Source organism: Aquitalea pelogenes (assembly GCF_001515305.1).
In the GTDB taxonomy this organism is placed as follows: Bacteria; Pseudomonadota; Gammaproteobacteria; order Burkholderiales; family Chromobacteriaceae; genus Aquitalea; species Aquitalea pelogenes.
In genome coordinates this window covers 1-17,919 of the sequence record NZ_LNQV01000050.1, presented here as the reverse complement: position 1 = coordinate 17,919, position 17,919 = coordinate 1, and the positions used below count along the sequence as shown (strand labels likewise).

Sequence of the window (17,919 nt, the reverse complement as noted above, 5' to 3'; positions counted from 1 at the left end):
CAGCAGCTGCGCGCTTAACGACGTGAAACCAGCATGCCCAGCAGGAAGCCTACGCCAGCGGCGATGCCAATGGATTTCCACGGGTTTTCGTGAACATAGTCGTCGGTTGCCTTGGCTGCCACCTTGGCCTTGCCGACCACCACTTTTTCGGCTTCCAGCAGGCGCGACTTGGCCAGACGGATATTTTCAGCCAGACGCTTGCGCAGTTCACGGCCCTTCTCGCCGCCTTCGTCACCCGCTGCACCCAGCAGGTCCTCGGTACTGGACAGTACCTGACGAACATCATCCAGCAGTTGTTCTTTTTCCTGATTCAGTGCGGCATCGGACATGGCGATTTCCTCGATGAAATTGAAACGGGTAAACAAAATCAGACTGCAATGCGGAACGGATGGTTCCCTGCACAGACTACGCCCTTTGACCGTATCAGTGGAGCGACAGTCCGTCAAATGCAGGCGGTTTGGCTGATACTGCGGTGCAACACATCCTGTGAGCCAGAGGGCATCCATTTGGGATGAGATTGTACTTGTCAGCTCTGGCAGTCAATTGTCTGCGACCTTCCCTGCCATTCTCAGGCGTCAGGACAAGTTTGCTATGGATATGATTTGTTCTGTCTGTTGCTAATCAGGATAATACATCCCCGATTTCGGAGATTTTATCATTTGCATGTATTTGGCAAGTGGATGTCCCCGGTGACAAGAAGCGTCAGCCTGCCCATACAGCAAACCGAACCTGTGATGTTCGACCTGCTGAAGGCCGCGCTGTCACGCTGGTTTAATGATTCCGATAGGGCCCAGGCGGCATGACACCACTGTCCATTTATGTTCTGACTTTCAATAGCGAAAAATACTTGTCTGCCATCCTGCAGGCAGTTGCCCCTCTGGCCGACGATTTGCTGGTGGTGGATAGTGGAAGCTCTGACCAGACCGTGGCCATTGCCACACAGTGTGGTGCCCGGGTACTACATCGCCCGTTTGATGATTTCCGTCAGCAGCGTGATTTTGCCCAGCAACAATGCAGGCATGATCACGTGTTCTTTCTGGATAGTGACGAGATTCCCAGTCCCGAGCTGGTGGCTCACCTCCTGCAACTCAAGCAGAGCGGCTTCCAGCACGATGCCTATGCAATCCAGCGTGACTGGATTGTAATGGGGCAGCAGGTGCACGCTTTATACCCGGTAGGTTGCCCGGATTTTCCGGTGCGCATTATCGAGAAAAACCGGGTGAGGCTTTCCGAGCAGGCTGTGCATGAGGATTTTGTCGGCTACCGCAGCCGTGGCCGGATTGAACTCCCCATCAAGCATCAAACCTTCCATTCCATGGACGAAATCAATCGCAAGCTGGAGCTGTATACCAATCTGGATGCCAGCGATCTGGCGCGCATGAGTAGCCGCAAGAACTTTGCCCTGCGTCAGTGGATCAGCCCGATTGGTGCGTTTTTCAAATGGTATGTGAAGAGTGGTAACTGGAAGGATGGTCGGGTCGGGCTGATTCTGGGTGTGTATGCCGCCCGCTTTGCTCATCACAAATACAAGAAGGCCTTGCAGATAAGGCGTGTGACAGGTCTCTGAGTCCAACGCGTTGTGGGTGGATTCGAACATGACAAAGCCGGTCATTGACCGGCTTTGTCTTGTCTGGGGTTCTGGGCTGGCAATGTTTCAGACTGCCTCGAACCAGCTGTCGTCATGCCAGGCATCCAGCAGTTCGCTTACTTCCGCCCTGCCAACGGCGGGATAGGCACTGACCCAGGCGTGCAGACTGTCCCGTTGAGCCAGCGTGACACTGCCACTGGTGTAGGTGGTAATAAAGCCGCTGCTTTCATCGCCACCGTAAGTCAGCCCCAGTGCCTCGACTTGTTCAATCAGGGCTGCAACATACTGTTCCCGTGCGGCTTCATCCATAGGTGCAGCAAATTGTACGGACAAGGTAAAACCGAACTCGGTAAATTCACCTGCGTGGTGTTTCTTGCGCTGGCGTCGGTTCCAGTTGGCAAGGCGACGACGGGATGGGATGACGAGATAGTTCATTATTGACCTTTAATGGTGGCCAGGCAGCCATCTGTGGCTTCGGCAAAATGCAAGGATTGTCAGATTATAAAGAAAAAGCCCGGTTTCCCGGGCTCTGGATAACATGCTGGCTGTCCACATTCTGTCCAGGCAGCCTGCTGGGCAAGGTAGCGCAGCATGACACACTTCAACGCTTGTTCTCTTGCTCAGCATTGCCTGCCTGGCGTATAGCCTGCTGATATTTATCGGTTTTTATTCCCACTCAATCGTTGCCGGCGGTTTGCCCGACACATCGTAAACCACGCGGTTGATGCCGCGCACTTCGTTGATGATGCGGTTGGAAGCGCGGCCCAGCAGGGAGTACGGCAGCTCTGCCCAGTGGGCGGTCATGAAGTCGCTGGTGACCACGGCACGCAGGGCAACCACGTAGTCGTAGGTGCGGCCATCGCCCATCACGCCAACCGATTTCACCGGCAGGAACACGGCAAAGGCCTGGCTGGTGAGGTCGTACCAGTTTTTGCCGGTTTTCTCGTCCACGGTGTTGCGCAGTTCTTCAATGAAGATGGCGTCGGCCTGGCGCAGCAGATCGGCGTATTCCATTTTCACTTCGCCAAGGATACGCACACCCAGGCCCGGGCCGGGAAGGGGTGACGGTACACCATGTCGTGCGGCAGGCCCAGTGCCACGCCCAGTTGACGGACTTCGTCCTTGAACAGCTCGCGCAGCGGTTCCAGCAGCTTGAGGTTCATGTCTTCCGGCAGGCCGCCCACATTGTGGTGGCTCTTGATGGTGTGGGCCTTTTTGGTCTTGGCACCGGCGGACTCGATCACGTCGGGGTAGATGGTGCCTTGTGCCAGCCACTTGGCATTGGTCAGCTTGTTGGATTCAGCCTGGAATACTTCCACGAACTCGCCGCCGATGATCTTGCGTTTCTTTTCCGGATCGGTTTCGCCGGCCAGCTTGCTCATGAACTGTTCGGTGGCATCCACGTGGATGACCTTCACGCCCAGGTTCTGCGCAAACATTTCCATTACCATCTTGCCTTCGTTCAGGCGCAGCAGGCCGTGATCAACGAAAACGCAGGTCAGTTGCGGGCCGATGGCGCGGTGAATCAGCGCAGCCGCAACCGAGCTGTCCACACCACCGGACAGGCCGAGGATGACTTCTTCATCACCGACTTGCTCGCGGATTTTCTTTACCGCTTCGTCGATGTAGTTGGGCATGGTCCAGCTGGGCTTGCAACCCGCCACGTGCAGCACAAAGCGATGGATCATTTCGGTGCCGCGCTTGGTGTGGGTGACTTCCGGGTGGAATTGCACGCCGTAGTAGCCGCGGTCTTCATCGGCCATGGCGGCGATGGGGCAGGACGGGGTTTCGGCAATGACATGGAAGCCGGCCGGCAGGGCGGTAACCTTGTCGCCGTGGCTCATCCACACATCCAGGAAGCCGTTGCCGGCGTCGTCGATATGGTCTTGCAGGCCTTCCAGCAGTTTGGAGTGATGGCGGGCCTGGATCTGGGCGTAGCCGAATTCACGCTTGTCACCGGCTTCTACCTTGCCACCCAGGCTTTGCGCCATGAACTGCATGCCGTAGCAGATGCCCAGTACCGGGATGCCCAGTTCGAACAGGGCCGGGTCTGCCTGGTAGTCGGATTCGTACACCGAGTTGGGGCCGCCGGACAGGATGATGGCCTTGGGGCCGAATGCACGGATTTCTTCAATCGGCATGTCAAACGAATGAAGCTCACAGTAGACGTGAGCTTCGCGTACGCGGCGGGCAATCAACTGGGTAACTTGAGAGCCGAAGTCGAGAATGAGGATCTTGTCCATGCCTGTCCTTGGTAGGTTCCGTTGGCCCGAGGGCCTGTCGTTCAATGAGTAAATGGTTTGCCGTTTCAGCGCAGGTCATGCTGGTCCGGCAGGGAGCGCCAGCGTGCGCTGCGCTCCGGAATTCGGTCGCTACGCGACAACAGCATCAGGAGACCGGCCAGTACCATGCCCAGCGACAACAGATGACTCAAGTGTAGTCCCATATTGTCACGCAGGTAGATGGCGGCTCCGGCATAGATCAGCAGCGGGCAGCTGACCAGGGTGGATTTGTTCAGGCCATCCAGCAAGCCCAGCAGCACGCCGGCAATGATCAGCAACAGTGCCAGCAGGGTGCTGGTACTGGGCAGCAGCGCGGTGCTTTTCAGAAACCAGACCGCACCCAGGCAAATCAGTGCAATCGGCAGTGCGGCACTTTTTTTCATGCGCCACCTCGCTGGTTTTTCATCAGACGCTGCTTTTCACGCTGCCATTCGCGGTCTTTTTCCGAGTCACGCTTGTCGTGCAGCTTCTTGCCCTTGGCCAGGCCAACCTGGGCCTTGATATTGCCTTTGCTGTAGTGCAGGTCCAGCGCCATCATGGTGTAGCCGGCACGTTCCACCTTGCCGATGAAACGGTTGATTTCGGATTGCGACATCAAGAGTTTGCGCGGGCGTACCGGGTCTGGCTTGACGTGGGTGGAAGCGGACTGCAGGGCGGTGATGTGGCAGCCAATCAGCCAGAAAGCGCCATTTTTCCAGTCGATATAGCTTTCTTTCAGCTGGATGCGTCCGGCACGGATGGCCTTGACCTCCCACCCTTCCAGCACAAGCCCGGCCTCGAGTTCTTCCTCGATGAAATAGTCATGGAAGGCTTTGCGGTTCTGGATGATGCTCATGCGCCTGAGGTTTCCGTGGCATTGAATGGGAATCGGCTATTCTACCAGAAGCTGGCCGCAGGCCAAAATTCCTGAAAATCAGCGGCTTGTCTGCTACATGAAGGCTGGGCCGGACAGGGCAGATGGCTTTTGGTAAACTGCTGGGCTTGAACCATTTTGCACAGTGTGCGCTTGTCCCATGCAGGTTGTTGAAAAGAAAGTTCTGGTTGCCCATACCCCGGCGCAAATGTTTGCGCTGGTGGACAAGGTAGAGAATTACCCGCGTTTTCTGCCCTGGTGTGCCAAGGCGGAGGAGCATTCACGTGAGGGTGATCAGCAGGTGGCCAGCCTGCATATCGATTACCTGAAAATCCGCCAGCATTTCACCACGCGCAATACCCTGCGTGACGGGGAGAGCATCCTGATGGAGCTGGTGGAGGGGCCTTTCCAGCATTTGCAGGGTTTGTGGCAGTTTACGCCCCTGGGGGATTTTGGCTGCAAGGTGGAGTTCAGCTTGCGTTACGAGTTTTCCAGCAAATTGCTGGAAAAAGTGATCGGCCCGGTGTTTGGCCATATTTCCGGTACGCTGGTGGATGCTTTCATCAAACATGCCGACAAGGTGTATGGCGATGACTGAGCGGTTTACGGTGGAGGTGGCCTGTGCCTTGCCGCAGCGGCAGTGCATCATGTCGCTGGAGGTGGCTGCGGGCTGTACTGCCATCGAGGCGGTGCAGCAGTCCGGCATACTGGCGCAGTTTTCCATGGTGGACAGCAACAATCTCAAGCTTGGTATCTTCAGCAAGGCCATCAAGCCGGACACGGTGTTGCGTGCCGGCGACCGGGTGGAAATCTATCGTCCCTTGCAGGCCGACCCGAAAGCAGTGCGTCGGCAGCGGGCTGAGGCGGGGAAGGGCATGAGCAAGGGCGGCGAAGAATGAAAAAACCGGGGATGTCCCCGGTTTTTTTGGCCTTGTTCAGATCATCCTGTCCGGTTCGGCGGAAATCACGCGGTTCTTGCCGCTGATCTTGGCTTGGTACATGGCCTGGTCGGCACGTTCGATGACTTCGATGTCCTGTTCACCCAGATGCCATTTGGCAATACCGGCACTGAATGTGATGACCAGGCGGTCGTTATTGGCCATGAAGAAAGTGCGAGTCAGCTCGCGCTGCAGGCGTTGTACCGTGTCGATGGCTTCATCCACCGGGGTGTCCGGCATCAGGACGACAAATTCTTCCCCGCCAAAACGTGCGACGATATCCGCAGGACGCATATTGTGCTTCATCACGTCCACCAGGTATTTCAGCGCGTCGTCCCCGGTCAGGTGGCCGTAGCGGTCGTTCAGTTGCTTGAAGTTGTCGACGTCGATCAGCGCGACGCTGAGGTCGCTATTGGTGCGTTCGGCACGGCTGATTTCGCGCTGGAAATGTTCGGCCAGGCCGCGACGGTTGTAGGCGCCGGTCAGCTGGTCTTCCTTGACCTTGGCGCTGGCGGCTTCCAGTGCGCTTTCCAGTTCGGTGATGCGTTGTTCTGCAGCTTCAACCTGTTCGCGTGCCGCCAACAGTTCGTCGCGGGAGCGAGTGAGATCCAGCTGCATCAGCGAGGTGTCTTCCATCAGCGCGGATACTACGCTGCCGAGCTCTTCGACATTGTGAGTGTTCTTGAGCTTCTCGCTGTGCTTGCTGATTTTGCTGTGGAAGTCGTCAGTCGAATCCGTCATTTGCGCCAGGCGCGAAATGAAACGGTCCAGCAAGGTGCGCAAGGAGCTGGTGGCTTCATCCAGCGTGCTCTTCAGCATGCCTTGCTTGCGAATCACTTCCTTCAGGCTGGTTTCCAGCTGATAAACCTGTTGCATGGACAGCGGCTGGTGCGACAGGACTTCCTGCAATGAATGCACTTGTCCAACCAGATAGTCATCCGAACGATTGATTTCAGCCACATTGTCCAGCAGCAGGCGCAGCAGGTTGGTCAGCCCGGAAACCAGGCGGCCTTCTTGCTGGGTTTGCAGCTCCAGCTTCAGCATGAAGCTGCGCAGCTTGGGCATGTAGACATTCAGGCTGGCATCGTCGCTTACCTGATCGAGCTCGCGAATCAGGGCTTCCAGTGACTCGCACATGTCCGGCATGCTGATCAGGCGCGGTTCCAGGCCGTGCTTGAGGGCAAACGCCAGGGTACGCTGCCAGAGCGGCCAGCTGCTGCTGTTGCTGGCTGGCTGGCTGGTGGATTCGGCCGGGGTATCTGTCAGTGCGCCACCTGCGTCCAGTACTTCAATGGGGTCGCGCTGACTGGCGGGCGCACTCCAGTTACGTACCAGCGCGGATAGCTTGAGATTGAGTTCTTCCGGCTGGTTGCCGAAGTTGATCAGTACCCGTTCCAGTGCCGCTTGCTTGTGATGCTGGGGCAGGTCAGGCAGGCGCAAGTCCCAGCTGCGGATCAGGTTCTGGATCAGGCTGCCCCAGGGTTGGGACAGGTTGGTCTGGCTTAGTGCCAGTTTGAGAAAATCGATGGCCAGCTGCGGCAACAGTTCCCAACGGGATTCGTCGGTGGCCTGTTTGATGCGCAGCAGCAGTGTCTTGGTTTGCGGTGATTCAGCCGGAATGGTTTCCAGAGCTCGCAATAGCTGGGTACCCAGCTTGTTGTCTCGCTCAATGGGAGTTTGCGTGAGCTCGTGATAGACGCGCTCGAAATTTTCCGGTGTTGGTAGCAGTTTGCGCAGACTCAGCTGTTTGAGCGTTTCCCGTGCAACCTCTATCGGATTTTGTGTTGTCATTGACCAAACCCTGGAAGTTTTGTAGCCAGCCATAGTTATTCTTAGTTCAGGAAGGTGACGGTTTGGACTGGCTTAGTCAATGTTTTGTCGCAGTCGCCGGATCCAGTAATTGGAAAAATACCTCACCATTGCGAATCATACCAAGTTCGTTACGTGCTCTCTCTTCAATTGCATCGGTTCCTTGCTTCAGGTCACGAACTTCGGCATCCAGGGCTGCGTTGCGGGCTATCAGCTTTTGGGTGACAGCCCGCTGTTCCTGCAGTTGCTTGTCCAGCTGCCAGACCCTGAGCCAGCTCCCCTTGCCAAACCACAAGGGCCATTGCAAGGCGATCAGCAGGGTTACCAGTGTCAGGGTCAGCCAGCGCATGTTCAAGCTTACTTCAGGTGGTAGAAAGCAGCACGACCCGGGAACCAGGCAGCATCACCCAGTTCTTCTTCGATACGCAGCAGCTGGTTGTACTTGGCCATGCGGTCGGAGCGGGACAGGGAGCCGGTCTTGATCTGCATGCAGTTGGTGGCAACTGCCAGGTCGGCAATGGTGCTGTCTTCGGTTTCGCCGGAACGATGGCTCATGACGCTGGTATAGCTGGAGCGCTTGGCCAGGTCAACCGCTTTCAGGGTTTCGGACAGGGTGCCGATCTGGTTTACCTTCACCAGCAGCGAATTGCAGATGCCGGCTTCAATACCCTTGGCCAGGATCTTCGGGTTGGTGACGAATACGTCGTCGCCCACCAGCTGGATACGCTTGCCCAGGCGGTCGGTCAGAATCTTCCAGCCTTCCCAGTCATGTTCGCTCATGCCATCTTCGATGGAGATGATCGGATAGTTGTTGACCAGGGTTTCCAGATAGTTGGCAAACTGCTCGGAAGTCAGTTGCAGGCCTTCAGCGGTCAGATGGTACTTGCCGTCCTTGTAGAATTCGGAGGAGGCGCAGTCCAGAGCCAGCATCACGTCCTGGCCCGGTACGTAACCGGCGGCGTCAATGGCTTCCAGGATCAGCTTGATGGCATCTTCGTGGCTGGCCAGGTTCGGGGCAAAACCGCCTTCGTCACCCACGGTGGTGGCGTAACCCTTGGCATCACACAGTTTTTTCAGGTTGTGGAACACTTCGGCACCACAGCGCAGGGCTTCGCGGAAGGTTTGTGCACCAACCGGCATGATCATGAATTCCTGGATGTCCAGGGTGTTGTTGGCATGCGCACCACCGTTGATCACGTTCATCATCGGCAGCGGCAGGGCCATCGGGCCGGCACCACCCAGGTAGCGGTACAGCGGCAGGCCGGCATCTTCAGCAGCTGCGCGGGCAACAGCCATGGAAACGGCCAGCATGGCGTTGGCACCCAGGCGGGACTTGGTTTCGGTGCCGTCCAGTTCGATCAGGGTCTTGTCGATGAAAGCCTGGTCTGCAGCATCGAGGCCGATGATGGCTTCGCAGATTTCGGTATTGATGTTTTCAACAGCTTTCAGAACGCCCTTGCCCAGGTAGCGGCTCTTGTCGCCGTCACGCAGTTCCAGTGCTTCCTTCTCGCCGGTGGAGGCACCGCTCGGTACGGCTGCGCGACCCATTACGCCGGATTCCAGCAGTACATCGGCTTCAACAGTCGGATTACCACGGGAGTCGAGAATCTCGCGGGCTACTACGTCAATGATCGAACTCATACTTGTCCCCTTCAATTGCATTGCTTGGTTAACCGTATCACTGTCAGCCCGCCATGTTGGCGGGCTGAAGAATGCTTGCTACCACAACTCGGACTGCAACAAGACTCAGAGTGAATGCTCGGGCCAGCCGCCTTGCTTGACCAGACGGTCCAGCTGCTGCAGCGTGGCCAGCAGTTCTTTCATCCGCCCCAGTGGCCAGGCGTTCGGGCCATCGGACATGGCACATGCCGGGTTGGGGTGGGTTTCCATGAAAATGCCGGCAATGCCTGCAGCAACGGCAGCGCGTGCCAAAACCGGCACGAATTCGCGCTGGCCACCGGAAGAGCTGCCCTGACCGCCAGGCAGCTGCACCGAGTGGGTGGCATCGTAGACTACCGGGCAGGCCGTATCACGCATGATCATCAGCGAACGCATGTCGGATACCAGATTGTTGTAGCCGAACGATACGCCACGCTCGCAGGCCATGAAACTGTCCTCTGGCAAACCGGCTTCCAGTGCGGCGGCTCGGGCCTTGTCGATGACATTTTTCATGTCGCCCGGGGCAAGAAACTGCCCCTTCTTGATGTTGACCGGCTTGCCGCACTGGGCAACGGCGCGGATGAAGTCAGTCTGGCGGCACAGGAAAGCCGGGGTCTGCAGCACATCCACCACGCTGGCAACCTGGGCGATTTCACTCTCGGCATGCACATCGGTCAAGACGGGAACGCCGATCTGCCGTTTTACTTCGTCCAGAATGCGCAGGCCTTCATCAATACCGAAACCGCGGAAGGAGGTGCCGGAGGACCGGTTTGCCTTGTCGTAGCTCGACTTGTAGATGAAGTTGATGCCCAGTTCGCTGGTGATTTCTTTCAGCTGACCGGCGGTATCCAGTGCCATCTGTTCACTTTCGATGACGCAGGGACCTGCAATCAGGAACAGGGGCTGGTTCAGGCCGACTTCGAATCCGCACAGTTTCATGCTTATTTCCCTTGCTTTTCAGCCTTGTAGTCGATGGCTGCCTGCACATAGGCCTTGAACAGCGGGTGGCCATCGCGCGGGGTAGAGGTGAATTCCGGGTGGAACTGGCAGGCGAAGAACCAGCGGTGGTCTTTCAGCTCGATGGTTTCCACCAGCTTTTCATGACCGGCGGAGCGGCCGGAAATGGTCAGGCCGGCTGCTTCCAGACGCTGTACGTAGTAGTTGTTCACTTCGTAGCGGTGGCGATGGCGCTCGACGATGTCGGTGGAGCCATAAACGCGTGCTGCCAGAGAGCCTTCTACCAGATCGCAGTGCTGGCCGCCCAGACGCATGGTGCCGCCCATATTGGAGTTTTCGTCACGCTTTTCGATCTTGCCGTCGTGATTGACCCATTCGTCGATCAGCGCCACTACCGGGTAATCGGTATCCAGGTCGAATTCGGTGGAGTTGGCACCGGCAAGGCCGGCCACATCACGTGCGTATTCGATCAGCGCAATCTGCATGCCCAGACAGATACCCATGTAAGGGATGTTGTTCTCGCGGGCAAACTTCACGGCCTTGATCTTGCCTTCCACGCCACGCTTGCCGAAGCCGCCCGGTACCAGGATGGCATCCATGTCCTTCAGCGACTCGGCACCGTCACGCTCGATGTCTTCGGAGTCGACATAGATGATGTTGACGTCGGAGCGGGTGTGGATGCCGGCGTGCTTCAGGGCTTCCGACAGCGACTTGTAGGATTCGGTCAGGTCAACATACTTGCCGACCATGGCGATGTTGACGGTTTGCTCCGGATGCTCGATGGCGTCGATGATGCCAGCCCATACCGACAGGTCAGCCGGCGGGATATCCAGCTGCATGTGTTCGGTAATGATTTCGTCAATGCCTTGTTCGTGCAGCATGGCCGGGACTTTGTAGATGGAGTCCGAGTCGTAGCAGCCGATGACGGCGTTTTCTTCGACATTACAGAACAGGGCGATCTTGCGCTTTTCGTCGGCAGGCAGCTCGCGGTCCATACGGCACAGCAGGATGTCCGGCTGAATGCCGATTTCACGCAGCTCTTTTACCGAGTGCTGGGTCGGCTTGGTCTTGATTTCACCTGCGGTGGCAATGAACGGCACGTAGGACAAGTGCACGTACATGGTGTTCTTGCGGCCCAGGTTGGAGCGCATCTGGCGGATGGCTTCCAGGAAGGGCAGGGACTCGATGTCACCCACGGTGCCGCCGATTTCGACGATGGCTACGTCGGCATCGCCTGCGCCTTCATGCACCTTGTGCTTGATTTCGTCGGTGATGTGCGGAATGACCTGCACGGTACCACCCAGGTAGTCGCCACGGCGCTCCTTGGTGATCACGGATTCGTAAACCTGACCAGTGGTGAAGTTGTTGCTCTTCTTCATCTTGGATTTGATGAAGCGCTCATAGTGGCCAAGGTCGAGGTCGGTTTCTGCGCCGTCTTCCGTCACGAATACTTCACCGTGCTGGAAGGGGCTCATGGTACCCGGGTCGACGTTGATGTACGGGTCGAGCTTCAGCATGGTGACTTTCAGCCCGCGCGACTCAAGAATGGCAGCAATGGACGCAGCGGCGATGCCCTTCCCCAGGGAAGACACCACACCGCCGGTTACGAAGATATACTTGGTCATGGAATTACGGCTCTATGGGAATCCGGGATTTTAACCTGAAATCGCTTGGATTTGAACCGCCACGGCACGCCTTGTTGCAACAATGAATGCAACACTTGTTCGGTCTGATTTCAGCTTGTGCTCGCCAGTTTGTGGTAATTCCGTTACAATGCGTCCCGACTGTTTCATATACGAGATCGTGCTTTCCACGGAAAGTGCGCATCATGCTTGAATCGCTGGCTTTTTTCATGGTATAAAGCCAGCTTTTACCGGTTTTGGGAGTGTTAACATGGCGCGTGTTTGCAAAGTCACCGGCAAACGTCCGATGACCGGGAACAATGTTTCCCACGCCAACAACAAGACGAAACGTCGTTTCCTGCCGAACTTGCAGTACCGCAAGTTCTGGGTAGAAAGCGAAAACCGCTGGGTGCGCCTGCGCGTATCCAACGCTGCACTGCGTACTATCGATAAAGTTGGTATCGATGTAGTGCTGGCAGATCTGCGCGCTCGTGGCGAGATCTAAGCGGTCCTCTAGATAGCGACAGATAGGTAATACAATGCGCGATAAAATCAAGCTTGAATCCACCGCCGGCACTGGCCACTTCTACACTACTACGAAGAACAAGCGCACGATGCCGGAAAAAATGGAGATCAAAAAATTTGATCCCGTTGCCCGCAAACACGTTATCTACAAGGAAACCAAGCTGAAGTAAGCTTGATTTTCAGTAACGTCGAAGAGCCCTTCTCTGGTGCACGGAGAAGGGTTTTTTATTGCCTGCCTTTTGTGCACTTCCTTCATTCTCTTCTTGCTGTTCTCTTTGTTTTTGATCAAATAAAATTCCATATATTGATATTTTTGGGATATATTTTCAGGTTGTGTAATTTTGTGATCATTTTCCGGGTGCAAGCCGGATTGTGCAGAGGAGTAGCCATGAAGCCCATTGCCATCATTCAGCATGTTGCGCTGGATGGTCCGGAGTATTTTCTTGATTACCTGAATCGTTCCGGAATTCCATCACGCATTTTCAGTGTCTATGCCGGGGATGCCTTGCCACCGGATGTCCGTGACTATGCCGGTGTGGCCAGTTTTGGTGGGCCGATGAGTGTGCATGATGTGGCAGAGCATCCGTGGATCTTGCCTGAGATTGAATTCTTGCGTCGCGCCGTGGCGGCGGATGTGCCGGTGATTGGCCACTGTCTGGGCGGGCAGTTGTTGGCGTTGGCACTGGGTGCCGAAGTCAGCAAGGCGGAGATTCCCGAAATCGGCTGGATTGACCTGCAGCCTGCGGCTGCCACAGTGGCAGGGGAGTGGTTTGGAGGCAGGCAGGTACTGCGCGTATTCCAGTGGCACAGCGATACCTTTGGCTTGCCTGCCGGTGCCAGCTTGCTGGCCAGCAGTGCTTTTTGCCGCAATCAGGCATTTCTGTACGGCGGCAAGCATCTGGGTATGCAGTTTCACTGTGAAGTGAAGGCCCCCATGATTCGCAAGTGGTTGCAGGTGGGCTATCAGGAAATTGACGGACATGATTTGCCCAGCGTGATGTCCGTCGATGAGATTGATGCTTCTCTGGACGCTGGCATGCCGCAAAGTCATTCCCAGGCGGATGCCATCTATCGCCGCTGGCTGCAGGGTGTGTATTGCTGAGTGCTGCGGCAACAGGCTGGATCAGCCAGCCTGCTGTGTATAGGTTTTTTTGGCCAGCACCATGTCCTGCCATGCCTTGGCCTTGTCAGGCAGATTGCGTAGCAGGTAAGCCGGGTGATAGGTGGCAATCAGCGGAATGCCTTGGTACTGGTGGACCTGGCCGCGCAGTTTGCCAATGGTTTGTTCGCTTTGCAGCAGGGTCTGCACGGCAAAACGCCCCAACGCCACAATCAGCACGGGCTGGACGTGCTGAATCTGTTGTTGCAGGTAGCCCTGGCAGGCCAGGATTTCCTCTGGTGCCGGGTTGCGGTTGCCCGGCGGGCGGCATTTAAGGACGTTGGCAATGTAGACATCACGGTCGCGATCCAGACCAGCGGCGGCCAGCATATTATCCAGCAGCTGCCCGGCCTTGCCGACAAAGGGCTCGCCTTGTCTGTCCTCGTGCTCTCCGGGAGCTTCGCCAATCAGCATCCAGCGTGCCTTAGGATTGCCGCGGCCAAATACGGTCTGGGTGCGCGTGCGGCACAGGGTGCAGCGTTCGCAATTGGCAACGTTCTGTTCCAGTTGCTCCCAGTCGGGAAGGTGGTCGACTGCATCGACTTCGGCTGCGGGCAATGCAGTGGCTGGCAATACTGGCAGCTGGCTGTCCTGATGCGGCGGTAAGCTGGCTGCTGCCGCCTGCGCTGCTGGTTCGGGCGTGGCTGGTGCTGCCGTTTCCATGTGATGCAGCTCGGCCATGGCCGTGTCGTGGCTGGCTTGTATCAGTGCATGCCTGGCAATTTCTGCCGGATGATCGGTGAACCAGCCCTCGCGGGATTCCCAGATGGGGCCCAGGCCCATGGCTTGCTGGATGAAACGGCTGCGATTCATAGCACGGCCTCCATCAGGATGGCGTGTTCGCGTTCGCCATTGGCGCACGGGTAGTAGTTTTTGCGCATGCCGGTTTCCTGAAAGCCGCAACGGTTGTAAAGCTTGCGGGCCGGCAGGTTGCTGGCGCGAACTTCCAGAAACAATTTGGTGCAGCCGTGTTGCTTCAGGTCTTGCATCAGCCCGGTCAGCAGGGCAAGGCCCAGTCCGCGGCCTTGCTGATCGGCGGCAATGAAAATATTGAGCAGTTCGGCTTCGTCCAGCAGCGGCATGACGACGGCGCAGCCAAGAGCCTGCTGGTCCAGGCCATAAAATACATGCCCTGCCTGGATGGAGTCCTGGTAATTGCGTGCGCTCCAGCCATGTGCAGTGGCTGCAGCTTCCAGTTGTGCCAGTTGTTCGGCATCAACAGCTTGCTGGCGCAAAACCTGGCTCATCCCTTCAAAGCCTGTTGTTCGATGGATGTGAGAGCCACCTTGTTGCGTACATACAGCAACTCGGCTTCTCTGGGGTGCTGCTGCGGGTAGCGACCGGTAAGGGCCAGCGCAATATGAGAGCGGGCATCGGCGCGGAGGATGCCGGTGTGCCGTGTGCTGTCGCGCTGGGCAGCCAGCAGTGCCGGATAATTGGTAAAGCCATCTCCTGCCAGCATGGTGATGCCATCCGGCAAGGTGACGTCTTGCGGGTCTTGCAGGGTGATCGGGGTCAGACGCTGCCATGTTGGCCCGGTCTGGTAGCTGGCACAGTAAACCTGCTGCATGCGGGCATCCAGGCAGACCAGTACCCGCTCGGCAGCACTTTGCTGGGCAACGGCATCCAGTGTCGGGATGCCGATGACCGGCAGTCCGGCGGAAAATGCCAGTCCTTGAGCCAGCCCGCAGGCAATGCGCAGCCCGGTGAACGAACCCGGCCCCTGACCATAGACGATGGCATCCAGATCGCACAAGCCGATGTCAGCCTGTTGCAGCAGTCGCTGGATTTCCGGCAGCGTGCGCTCGGCATGCTTTTGTCCCATTTCCTCATGGAAATTCAGTAACTGATTATCCAGGCTGAGGGCAAGAGACAAATAACTGCTGGAGGTGTCTATGGCTAACAGTTTCATCGAGATGTGCTGACCGGCTGAAGGGCTGGCAATTATAAGCCCAGATCCTCCACCCAAGCGAGTGCGGCAACGTGGGACTGGTTGAGTTGTTCCGGAGTCAGGCCCAATTGCTGACACAGCGCATCCACACCGTTGAGCTGGCCATCTTCGCAAGACTGGGTCAGTTGCAGCAGCATGCCCATCCGGCCCTTACGGGCGGCCAGGGCTTCGATGATGCAAACCGGCAACTGCAGATGTTCCAGAATGGCGTTCATCGGCATGTCAAACAATACGTCCAGCAGGCTGAACATGCCGACAATGAACAGGTTGTCGCAGTCATCCGGACTCATGCCCAACTCCGCACCAAGAAGCTCCATCAGGCGGCCGCGTGTGACGGCCGTTTTCTGAAGTGCCGGTGGTGCGCGTCCGTCGTCGGATGCGGTAACCAGCAGCAGGGTGAGCCAGCGGTACAGCTTTTTGTAGCCCAGTACCGTGACTGCGTGCGAGAAGGAGCTGATGGTTGTGTTCAGGCCGGCAGCCGCCGAGTTGACATAGCGCAGCAGCTTGTAGGACAGGGCGACATCGCGCTTGAGAATCTGCTCCACCTTGCGCAGGTCGGCATCCATCCGCAGCAGGTTGAGCAGCTCCAGCGCGTTGCTGAAGGTCGGGTGAATCACCTTGGCCGACAGGGTTTCCGGTTTGGCAAAGTAATAACCCTGGAAGCCATCCATGCCCAGTTCCTTGCACAGATGGTATTGCTCGTGGGTTTCCACGCGCTCGGCAATGCGGATGACCGGGTAACTACGCAAGCGGGCCGCCAGTACCTGGAAGTGATTGGGGTCGCGATTCTGGATGTCCAGCTTTACGTAATTGGCAAATTCCAGAAATGCAGCGGACTGTGCTTCAAAACTGAAATCATCCAGTGCAATGCCAAAACCAGCGAGCGCAGGTGGCGGGCGCGCGACAGCAGCTCACTGGAGGGCGAAATATCCGGTGCGATGTCCAGGATGACGCGCCGTGGTGGCAGCAGTTCCAGAAAGTCGCTGGTCAGCATGGCTTCGCCGACATTGATGAAAGCCAGCTTGTTGCCGATCAGCCAGCTGGTACCCATATTGTTCAGGGTATTGACCAGCACGTCGGTGTCAGCTTGCAGATCGCTGTGTGGGCCAACGGAACTGGCTTCCTTGCTTGCACGAAAAAGCAGCTCATACCCGATGAGCTGCTGGTTGCGGTTGAGAACCGTTTGCCTTCCGATGAAGGCGCATTGAGTGGTCATTAAAGCTTGCCAGTCTTGGTTTTTTTATACGGAAATCAGCTCCGAAGTCCTGACTTGGCCATTGGTGCCGTCGCTGGAGCTGAGCAGGTCTTCCATGTCCAGTACCAGAACCACCGAACCATCGCCAGACAGGGTGGCACCGGCCACGCCCTTCGGACGAATGTTCTGCAGCGGCTTGATGACCACATCGTCGCGACCGACAAAGGAGTCGATGGCCAGGATGAAGGACTTCTCGGCCGATTGCATCAGCACGCCAAAGTAGGGCTTCTGGGTGGGTTCCCAGCCCAGTAGGCCAGCCAAGGTACGCAGCGGCAGGATTTCATCACGCACCACGATGGTGGGTTTGCCCGAAACTTCCTGGATGGCATTCGGGTCGATGGTGATGATTTCGCGCACCATGGCCAGTGGTACGGCAAACGGCTGGTTGCAGGCACGCACCACCAGCACCGGCAGAATGGCCAGCGTCAGCGGCAGCGAAATGCTGATGCGGGTGCCTTCGCCCGGTAGCGAGTTGATGTCGATGCGGCCATTGAGCTTCTGGATGTTGGTACGCACCACGTCCATGCCTACGCCGCGGCCGGAAACGCTGGAGATCTGGTCCTTGGTGGAGAAGCCCGGCATGAAGATGAGCTGCAGGCATTGCTTCTCGTCCAGACCGTTGGCCGTTTCCTGATCGATCAGGCCTTTTTCGATGGCCTTGCGACGCAGGGCGTCCGGGTTCATGCCCTTGCCGTCGTCGGTGATTTCGATCTGGATGTGATCGCCCACCTGTTCGGCAGTCAGCTGGATCAGCGATTGCGGCTTCTTGCCGGCAGCAATACGTTCTTCCGGCGATTCGACACCATGGTCAACCGCATTGCGCACCAGGTGAACCAGCGGATCGTTGAGGTCTTCGATCATGGTCTTGTCCAGCTCGGTCTCTTCACCGGACAGCACCAGTTCGACTTCCTTGCCCAGTTGACGGGCCAGGTCACGTGCCAAACGCGGGTATTTCTGGAACAGGCGGCCAATCGGCTGCATGCGGGTTTTCATCACTGCGTTCTGCAGGTCGCCCACCAGCAGGTCCAGCTGGCTGATGGCTTCATCCAGCGAACGCAGGGTATTGCCGTCGCGATTGCCTTGCAGGATTTCCGTGCGCAGGGTAGTCAGGCGGTTCTTGGTCAGGCCGATTTCGCCGGACAGGTTCAGCACCATGTCCAGACGAACCGTGTCGATACGGATGGTATTTTCCTGCGGGCCGCTGCTGTTGCCTGCGCTGCTGGGCTGCTTGTTAGCAACCGGCTTGGGAGGCTGCTTGACGGCCGGCAGGTGCTCGGCGGCGGTGATCAGTTCGTGGGCCGGGGCGGCTGCAGGCGCTGCC

General features: G+C 57.2%; 21 protein-coding genes and 1 pseudogene. 6 read left to right on the top strand and 16 right to left on the bottom strand.

Going from position 1 to position 17,919, the window contains the following annotated elements; translation table 11 throughout:
• Positions 1-14 precede the first annotated feature (14 nt).
• On the bottom strand, positions 15-365 hold the full coding sequence (locus AWT75_RS17250) for an ElaB/YgaM/YqjD family protein (protein WP_233160823.1): 351 nt from the start codon (positions 363-365) through the stop codon (positions 15-17).
• Positions 366-799: 434 nt separating this feature from the next.
• Between AWT75_RS17250 and AWT75_RS17245 the strand changes: the two genes are divergently transcribed.
• Positions 800-1,567, top strand: coding sequence for a glycosyltransferase family 2 protein (locus tag AWT75_RS17245; RefSeq protein ID WP_062790731.1), 768 nt, complete (start codon positions 800-802; stop codon positions 1,565-1,567).
• 87 nt (positions 1,568-1,654) lie between these two features.
• Here AWT75_RS17245 and AWT75_RS17240 read toward each other — a convergent pair whose 3' ends face one another.
• The 4 genes and pseudogenes from AWT75_RS17240 to smpB form a co-directional block, all read right to left on the bottom strand.
• Complete coding sequence (locus AWT75_RS17240; protein WP_062790729.1) at positions 1,655-2,023, bottom strand: 50S ribosome-binding protein YggL; 369 nt, start codon at positions 2,021-2,023, stop codon at positions 1,655-1,657.
• A gap of 231 nt (positions 2,024-2,254) precedes the next feature.
• Positions 2,255-3,831 (bottom strand): annotated as a pseudogene (gene guaA / locus AWT75_RS17235) (glutamine-hydrolyzing GMP synthase).
• A 65-nt stretch (positions 3,832-3,896) separates the two neighbouring features.
• A complete protein-coding gene (locus AWT75_RS17230; RefSeq protein ID WP_045847418.1) occupies positions 3,897-4,253 on the bottom strand; it encodes a hypothetical protein in 357 nt (118 codons plus the stop codon).
• Positions 4,250-4,705, bottom strand: a complete 456-nt coding sequence (gene smpB / locus AWT75_RS17225) for an SsrA-binding protein SmpB (RefSeq protein WP_045847417.1) — start codon at positions 4,703-4,705, stop codon at positions 4,250-4,252. Before smpB ends, AWT75_RS17230 begins: the two co-directional genes overlap by 4 nt.
• 178 nt (positions 4,706-4,883) lie before the next feature.
• On the opposite strand from smpB, the gene AWT75_RS17220 reads away from it, so the two are divergent.
• Both AWT75_RS17220 and AWT75_RS17215 read left to right on the top strand, forming a co-directional pair.
• Entirely contained in the window at positions 4,884-5,321 is a 438-nt protein-coding gene (locus AWT75_RS17220; protein ID WP_045847416.1) for a type II toxin-antitoxin system RatA family toxin, read from the top strand.
• Positions 5,314-5,622: an RnfH family protein gene (locus tag AWT75_RS17215; RefSeq protein ID WP_045847415.1), complete on the top strand. Its 309-nt coding sequence runs from the start codon at positions 5,314-5,316 to the stop codon at positions 5,620-5,622. Before AWT75_RS17220 ends, AWT75_RS17215 begins: the two co-directional genes overlap by 8 nt.
• 36 nt (positions 5,623-5,658) lie before the next feature.
• On the opposite strand, the gene AWT75_RS17210 is transcribed toward AWT75_RS17215, so the two are convergent.
• From AWT75_RS17210 to AWT75_RS17190, 5 genes are all read right to left on the bottom strand, one after another.
• Positions 5,659-7,452, bottom strand: coding sequence for a GGDEF domain-containing protein (locus tag AWT75_RS17210; RefSeq protein ID WP_062790727.1), 1,794 nt, complete (start codon positions 7,450-7,452; stop codon positions 5,659-5,661).
• Positions 7,453-7,528: 76 nt separating this feature from the next.
• Positions 7,529-7,819 (bottom strand): cell division protein FtsB, encoded by a 291-nt coding sequence (ftsB, locus tag AWT75_RS17205; protein WP_045847413.1) that lies wholly within the window; start codon positions 7,817-7,819, stop codon positions 7,529-7,531.
• Positions 7,820-7,827: 8 nt separating this feature from the next.
• On the bottom strand, positions 7,828-9,111 hold the full coding sequence (eno, locus tag AWT75_RS17200; RefSeq protein WP_062790725.1) for a phosphopyruvate hydratase: 1,284 nt from the start codon (positions 9,109-9,111) through the stop codon (positions 7,828-7,830).
• Between the two features lie 105 nt (positions 9,112-9,216).
• Positions 9,217-10,068: a 3-deoxy-8-phosphooctulonate synthase gene (gene kdsA / locus AWT75_RS17195; protein ID WP_062790723.1), complete on the bottom strand. Its 852-nt coding sequence runs from the start codon at positions 10,066-10,068 to the stop codon at positions 9,217-9,219.
• Positions 10,069-10,070: 2 nt separating this feature from the next.
• Positions 10,071-11,711, bottom strand: coding sequence for a CTP synthase (locus AWT75_RS17190; protein WP_062790721.1), 1,641 nt, complete (start codon positions 11,709-11,711; stop codon positions 10,071-10,073).
• Between the two features lie 268 nt (positions 11,712-11,979).
• Here AWT75_RS17190 and rpmB point away from each other — a divergent pair, with 268 nt between their 5' ends.
• From rpmB to AWT75_RS17175, 3 genes are all read left to right on the top strand, one after another.
• Positions 11,980-12,213, top strand: coding sequence for a 50S ribosomal protein L28 (gene rpmB, locus AWT75_RS17185; RefSeq protein WP_011137003.1), 234 nt, complete (start codon positions 11,980-11,982; stop codon positions 12,211-12,213).
• Between the two features lie 34 nt (positions 12,214-12,247).
• On the top strand, positions 12,248-12,403 hold the full coding sequence (gene rpmG / locus AWT75_RS17180; RefSeq protein WP_028453358.1) for a 50S ribosomal protein L33: 156 nt from the start codon (positions 12,248-12,250) through the stop codon (positions 12,401-12,403).
• Between the two features lie 218 nt (positions 12,404-12,621).
• Complete coding sequence (locus AWT75_RS17175) at positions 12,622-13,335, top strand: type 1 glutamine amidotransferase (protein WP_062790719.1); 714 nt, start codon at positions 12,622-12,624, stop codon at positions 13,333-13,335.
• A 21-nt stretch (positions 13,336-13,356) separates the two neighbouring features.
• Here AWT75_RS17175 and AWT75_RS17170 read toward each other — a convergent pair whose 3' ends face one another.
• The 6 genes from AWT75_RS17170 to AWT75_RS17150 form a co-directional block, all read right to left on the bottom strand.
• Positions 13,357-14,205: a uracil-DNA glycosylase gene (locus AWT75_RS17170; protein WP_062790717.1), complete on the bottom strand. Its 849-nt coding sequence runs from the start codon at positions 14,203-14,205 to the stop codon at positions 13,357-13,359.
• On the bottom strand, positions 14,202-14,639 hold the full coding sequence (gene rimI, locus AWT75_RS17165; RefSeq protein ID WP_045847407.1) for a ribosomal protein S18-alanine N-acetyltransferase: 438 nt from the start codon (positions 14,637-14,639) through the stop codon (positions 14,202-14,204). Before rimI ends, AWT75_RS17170 begins: the two co-directional genes overlap by 4 nt.
• Positions 14,636-15,304, bottom strand: a complete 669-nt coding sequence (tsaB, locus tag AWT75_RS17160) for a tRNA (adenosine(37)-N6)-threonylcarbamoyltransferase complex dimerization subunit type 1 TsaB (protein ID WP_062790715.1) — start codon at positions 15,302-15,304, stop codon at positions 14,636-14,638. Before tsaB ends, rimI begins: the two co-directional genes overlap by 4 nt.
• 32 nt (positions 15,305-15,336) lie before the next feature.
• Complete coding sequence (locus AWT75_RS17155; RefSeq protein WP_338021311.1) at positions 15,337-16,092, bottom strand: EAL and HDOD domain-containing protein; 756 nt, start codon at positions 16,090-16,092, stop codon at positions 15,337-15,339.
• A 53-nt stretch (positions 16,093-16,145) separates the two neighbouring features.
• Entirely contained in the window at positions 16,146-16,559 is a 414-nt protein-coding gene (locus tag AWT75_RS23130) for a YuxH family protein (protein WP_239689637.1), read from the bottom strand.
• Positions 16,560-16,583: 24 nt separating this feature from the next.
• Positions 16,584-17,919 (bottom strand): chemotaxis protein CheA (locus AWT75_RS17150; RefSeq protein WP_062790713.1); only part of this gene is annotated, 1,336 nt, incomplete at its 5' end.

What these genes read in the sequence shown, in the direction of transcription:
- AWT75_RS17245 (WP_062790731.1), top strand. Translation starts at nt 800, where the DNA reads ATGACACCACTGTCCATTTATGTTCTGACTTTCAATAGCGAAAAATAC.
- AWT75_RS17240 (WP_062790729.1), bottom strand. Translation starts at nt 2,023, where the DNA reads ATGAACTATCTCGTCATCCCATCCCGTCGTCGCCTTGCCAACTGGAAC.
- AWT75_RS17230 (WP_045847418.1), bottom strand. Translation starts at nt 4,253, where the DNA reads ATGAAAAAAAGTGCCGCACTGCCGATTGCACTGATTTGCCTGGGTGCG.
- smpB (WP_045847417.1), bottom strand. Translation starts at nt 4,705, where the DNA reads ATGAGCATCATCCAGAACCGCAAAGCCTTCCATGACTATTTCATCGAG.
- AWT75_RS17220 (WP_045847416.1), top strand. Translation starts at nt 4,884, where the DNA reads ATGCAGGTTGTTGAAAAGAAAGTTCTGGTTGCCCATACCCCGGCGCAA.
- AWT75_RS17215 (WP_045847415.1), top strand. Translation starts at nt 5,314, where the DNA reads ATGACTGAGCGGTTTACGGTGGAGGTGGCCTGTGCCTTGCCGCAGCGG.
- AWT75_RS17210 (WP_062790727.1), bottom strand. Translation starts at nt 7,452, where the DNA reads ATGACAACACAAAATCCGATAGAGGTTGCACGGGAAACGCTCAAACAG.
- ftsB (WP_045847413.1), bottom strand. Translation starts at nt 7,819, where the DNA reads ATGCGCTGGCTGACCCTGACACTGGTAACCCTGCTGATCGCCTTGCAA.
- eno (WP_062790725.1), bottom strand. Translation starts at nt 9,111, where the DNA reads ATGAGTTCGATCATTGACGTAGTAGCCCGCGAGATTCTCGACTCCCGT.
- kdsA (WP_062790723.1), bottom strand. Translation starts at nt 10,068, where the DNA reads ATGAAACTGTGCGGATTCGAAGTCGGCCTGAACCAGCCCCTGTTCCTG.
- AWT75_RS17190 (WP_062790721.1), bottom strand. Translation starts at nt 11,711, where the DNA reads ATGACCAAGTATATCTTCGTAACCGGCGGTGTGGTGTCTTCCCTGGGG.
- rpmB (WP_011137003.1), top strand. Translation starts at nt 11,980, where the DNA reads ATGGCGCGTGTTTGCAAAGTCACCGGCAAACGTCCGATGACCGGGAAC.
- rpmG (WP_028453358.1), top strand. Translation starts at nt 12,248, where the DNA reads ATGCGCGATAAAATCAAGCTTGAATCCACCGCCGGCACTGGCCACTTC.
- AWT75_RS17175 (WP_062790719.1), top strand. Translation starts at nt 12,622, where the DNA reads ATGAAGCCCATTGCCATCATTCAGCATGTTGCGCTGGATGGTCCGGAG.
- AWT75_RS17170 (WP_062790717.1), bottom strand. Translation starts at nt 14,205, where the DNA reads ATGAATCGCAGCCGTTTCATCCAGCAAGCCATGGGCCTGGGCCCCATC.
- rimI (WP_045847407.1), bottom strand. Translation starts at nt 14,639, where the DNA reads ATGAGCCAGGTTTTGCGCCAGCAAGCTGTTGATGCCGAACAACTGGCA.
- tsaB (WP_062790715.1), bottom strand. Translation starts at nt 15,304, where the DNA reads ATGAAACTGTTAGCCATAGACACCTCCAGCAGTTATTTGTCTCTTGCC.
- AWT75_RS23130 (WP_239689637.1), bottom strand. Translation starts at nt 16,559, where the DNA reads ATGACCACTCAATGCGCCTTCATCGGAAGGCAAACGGTTCTCAACCGC.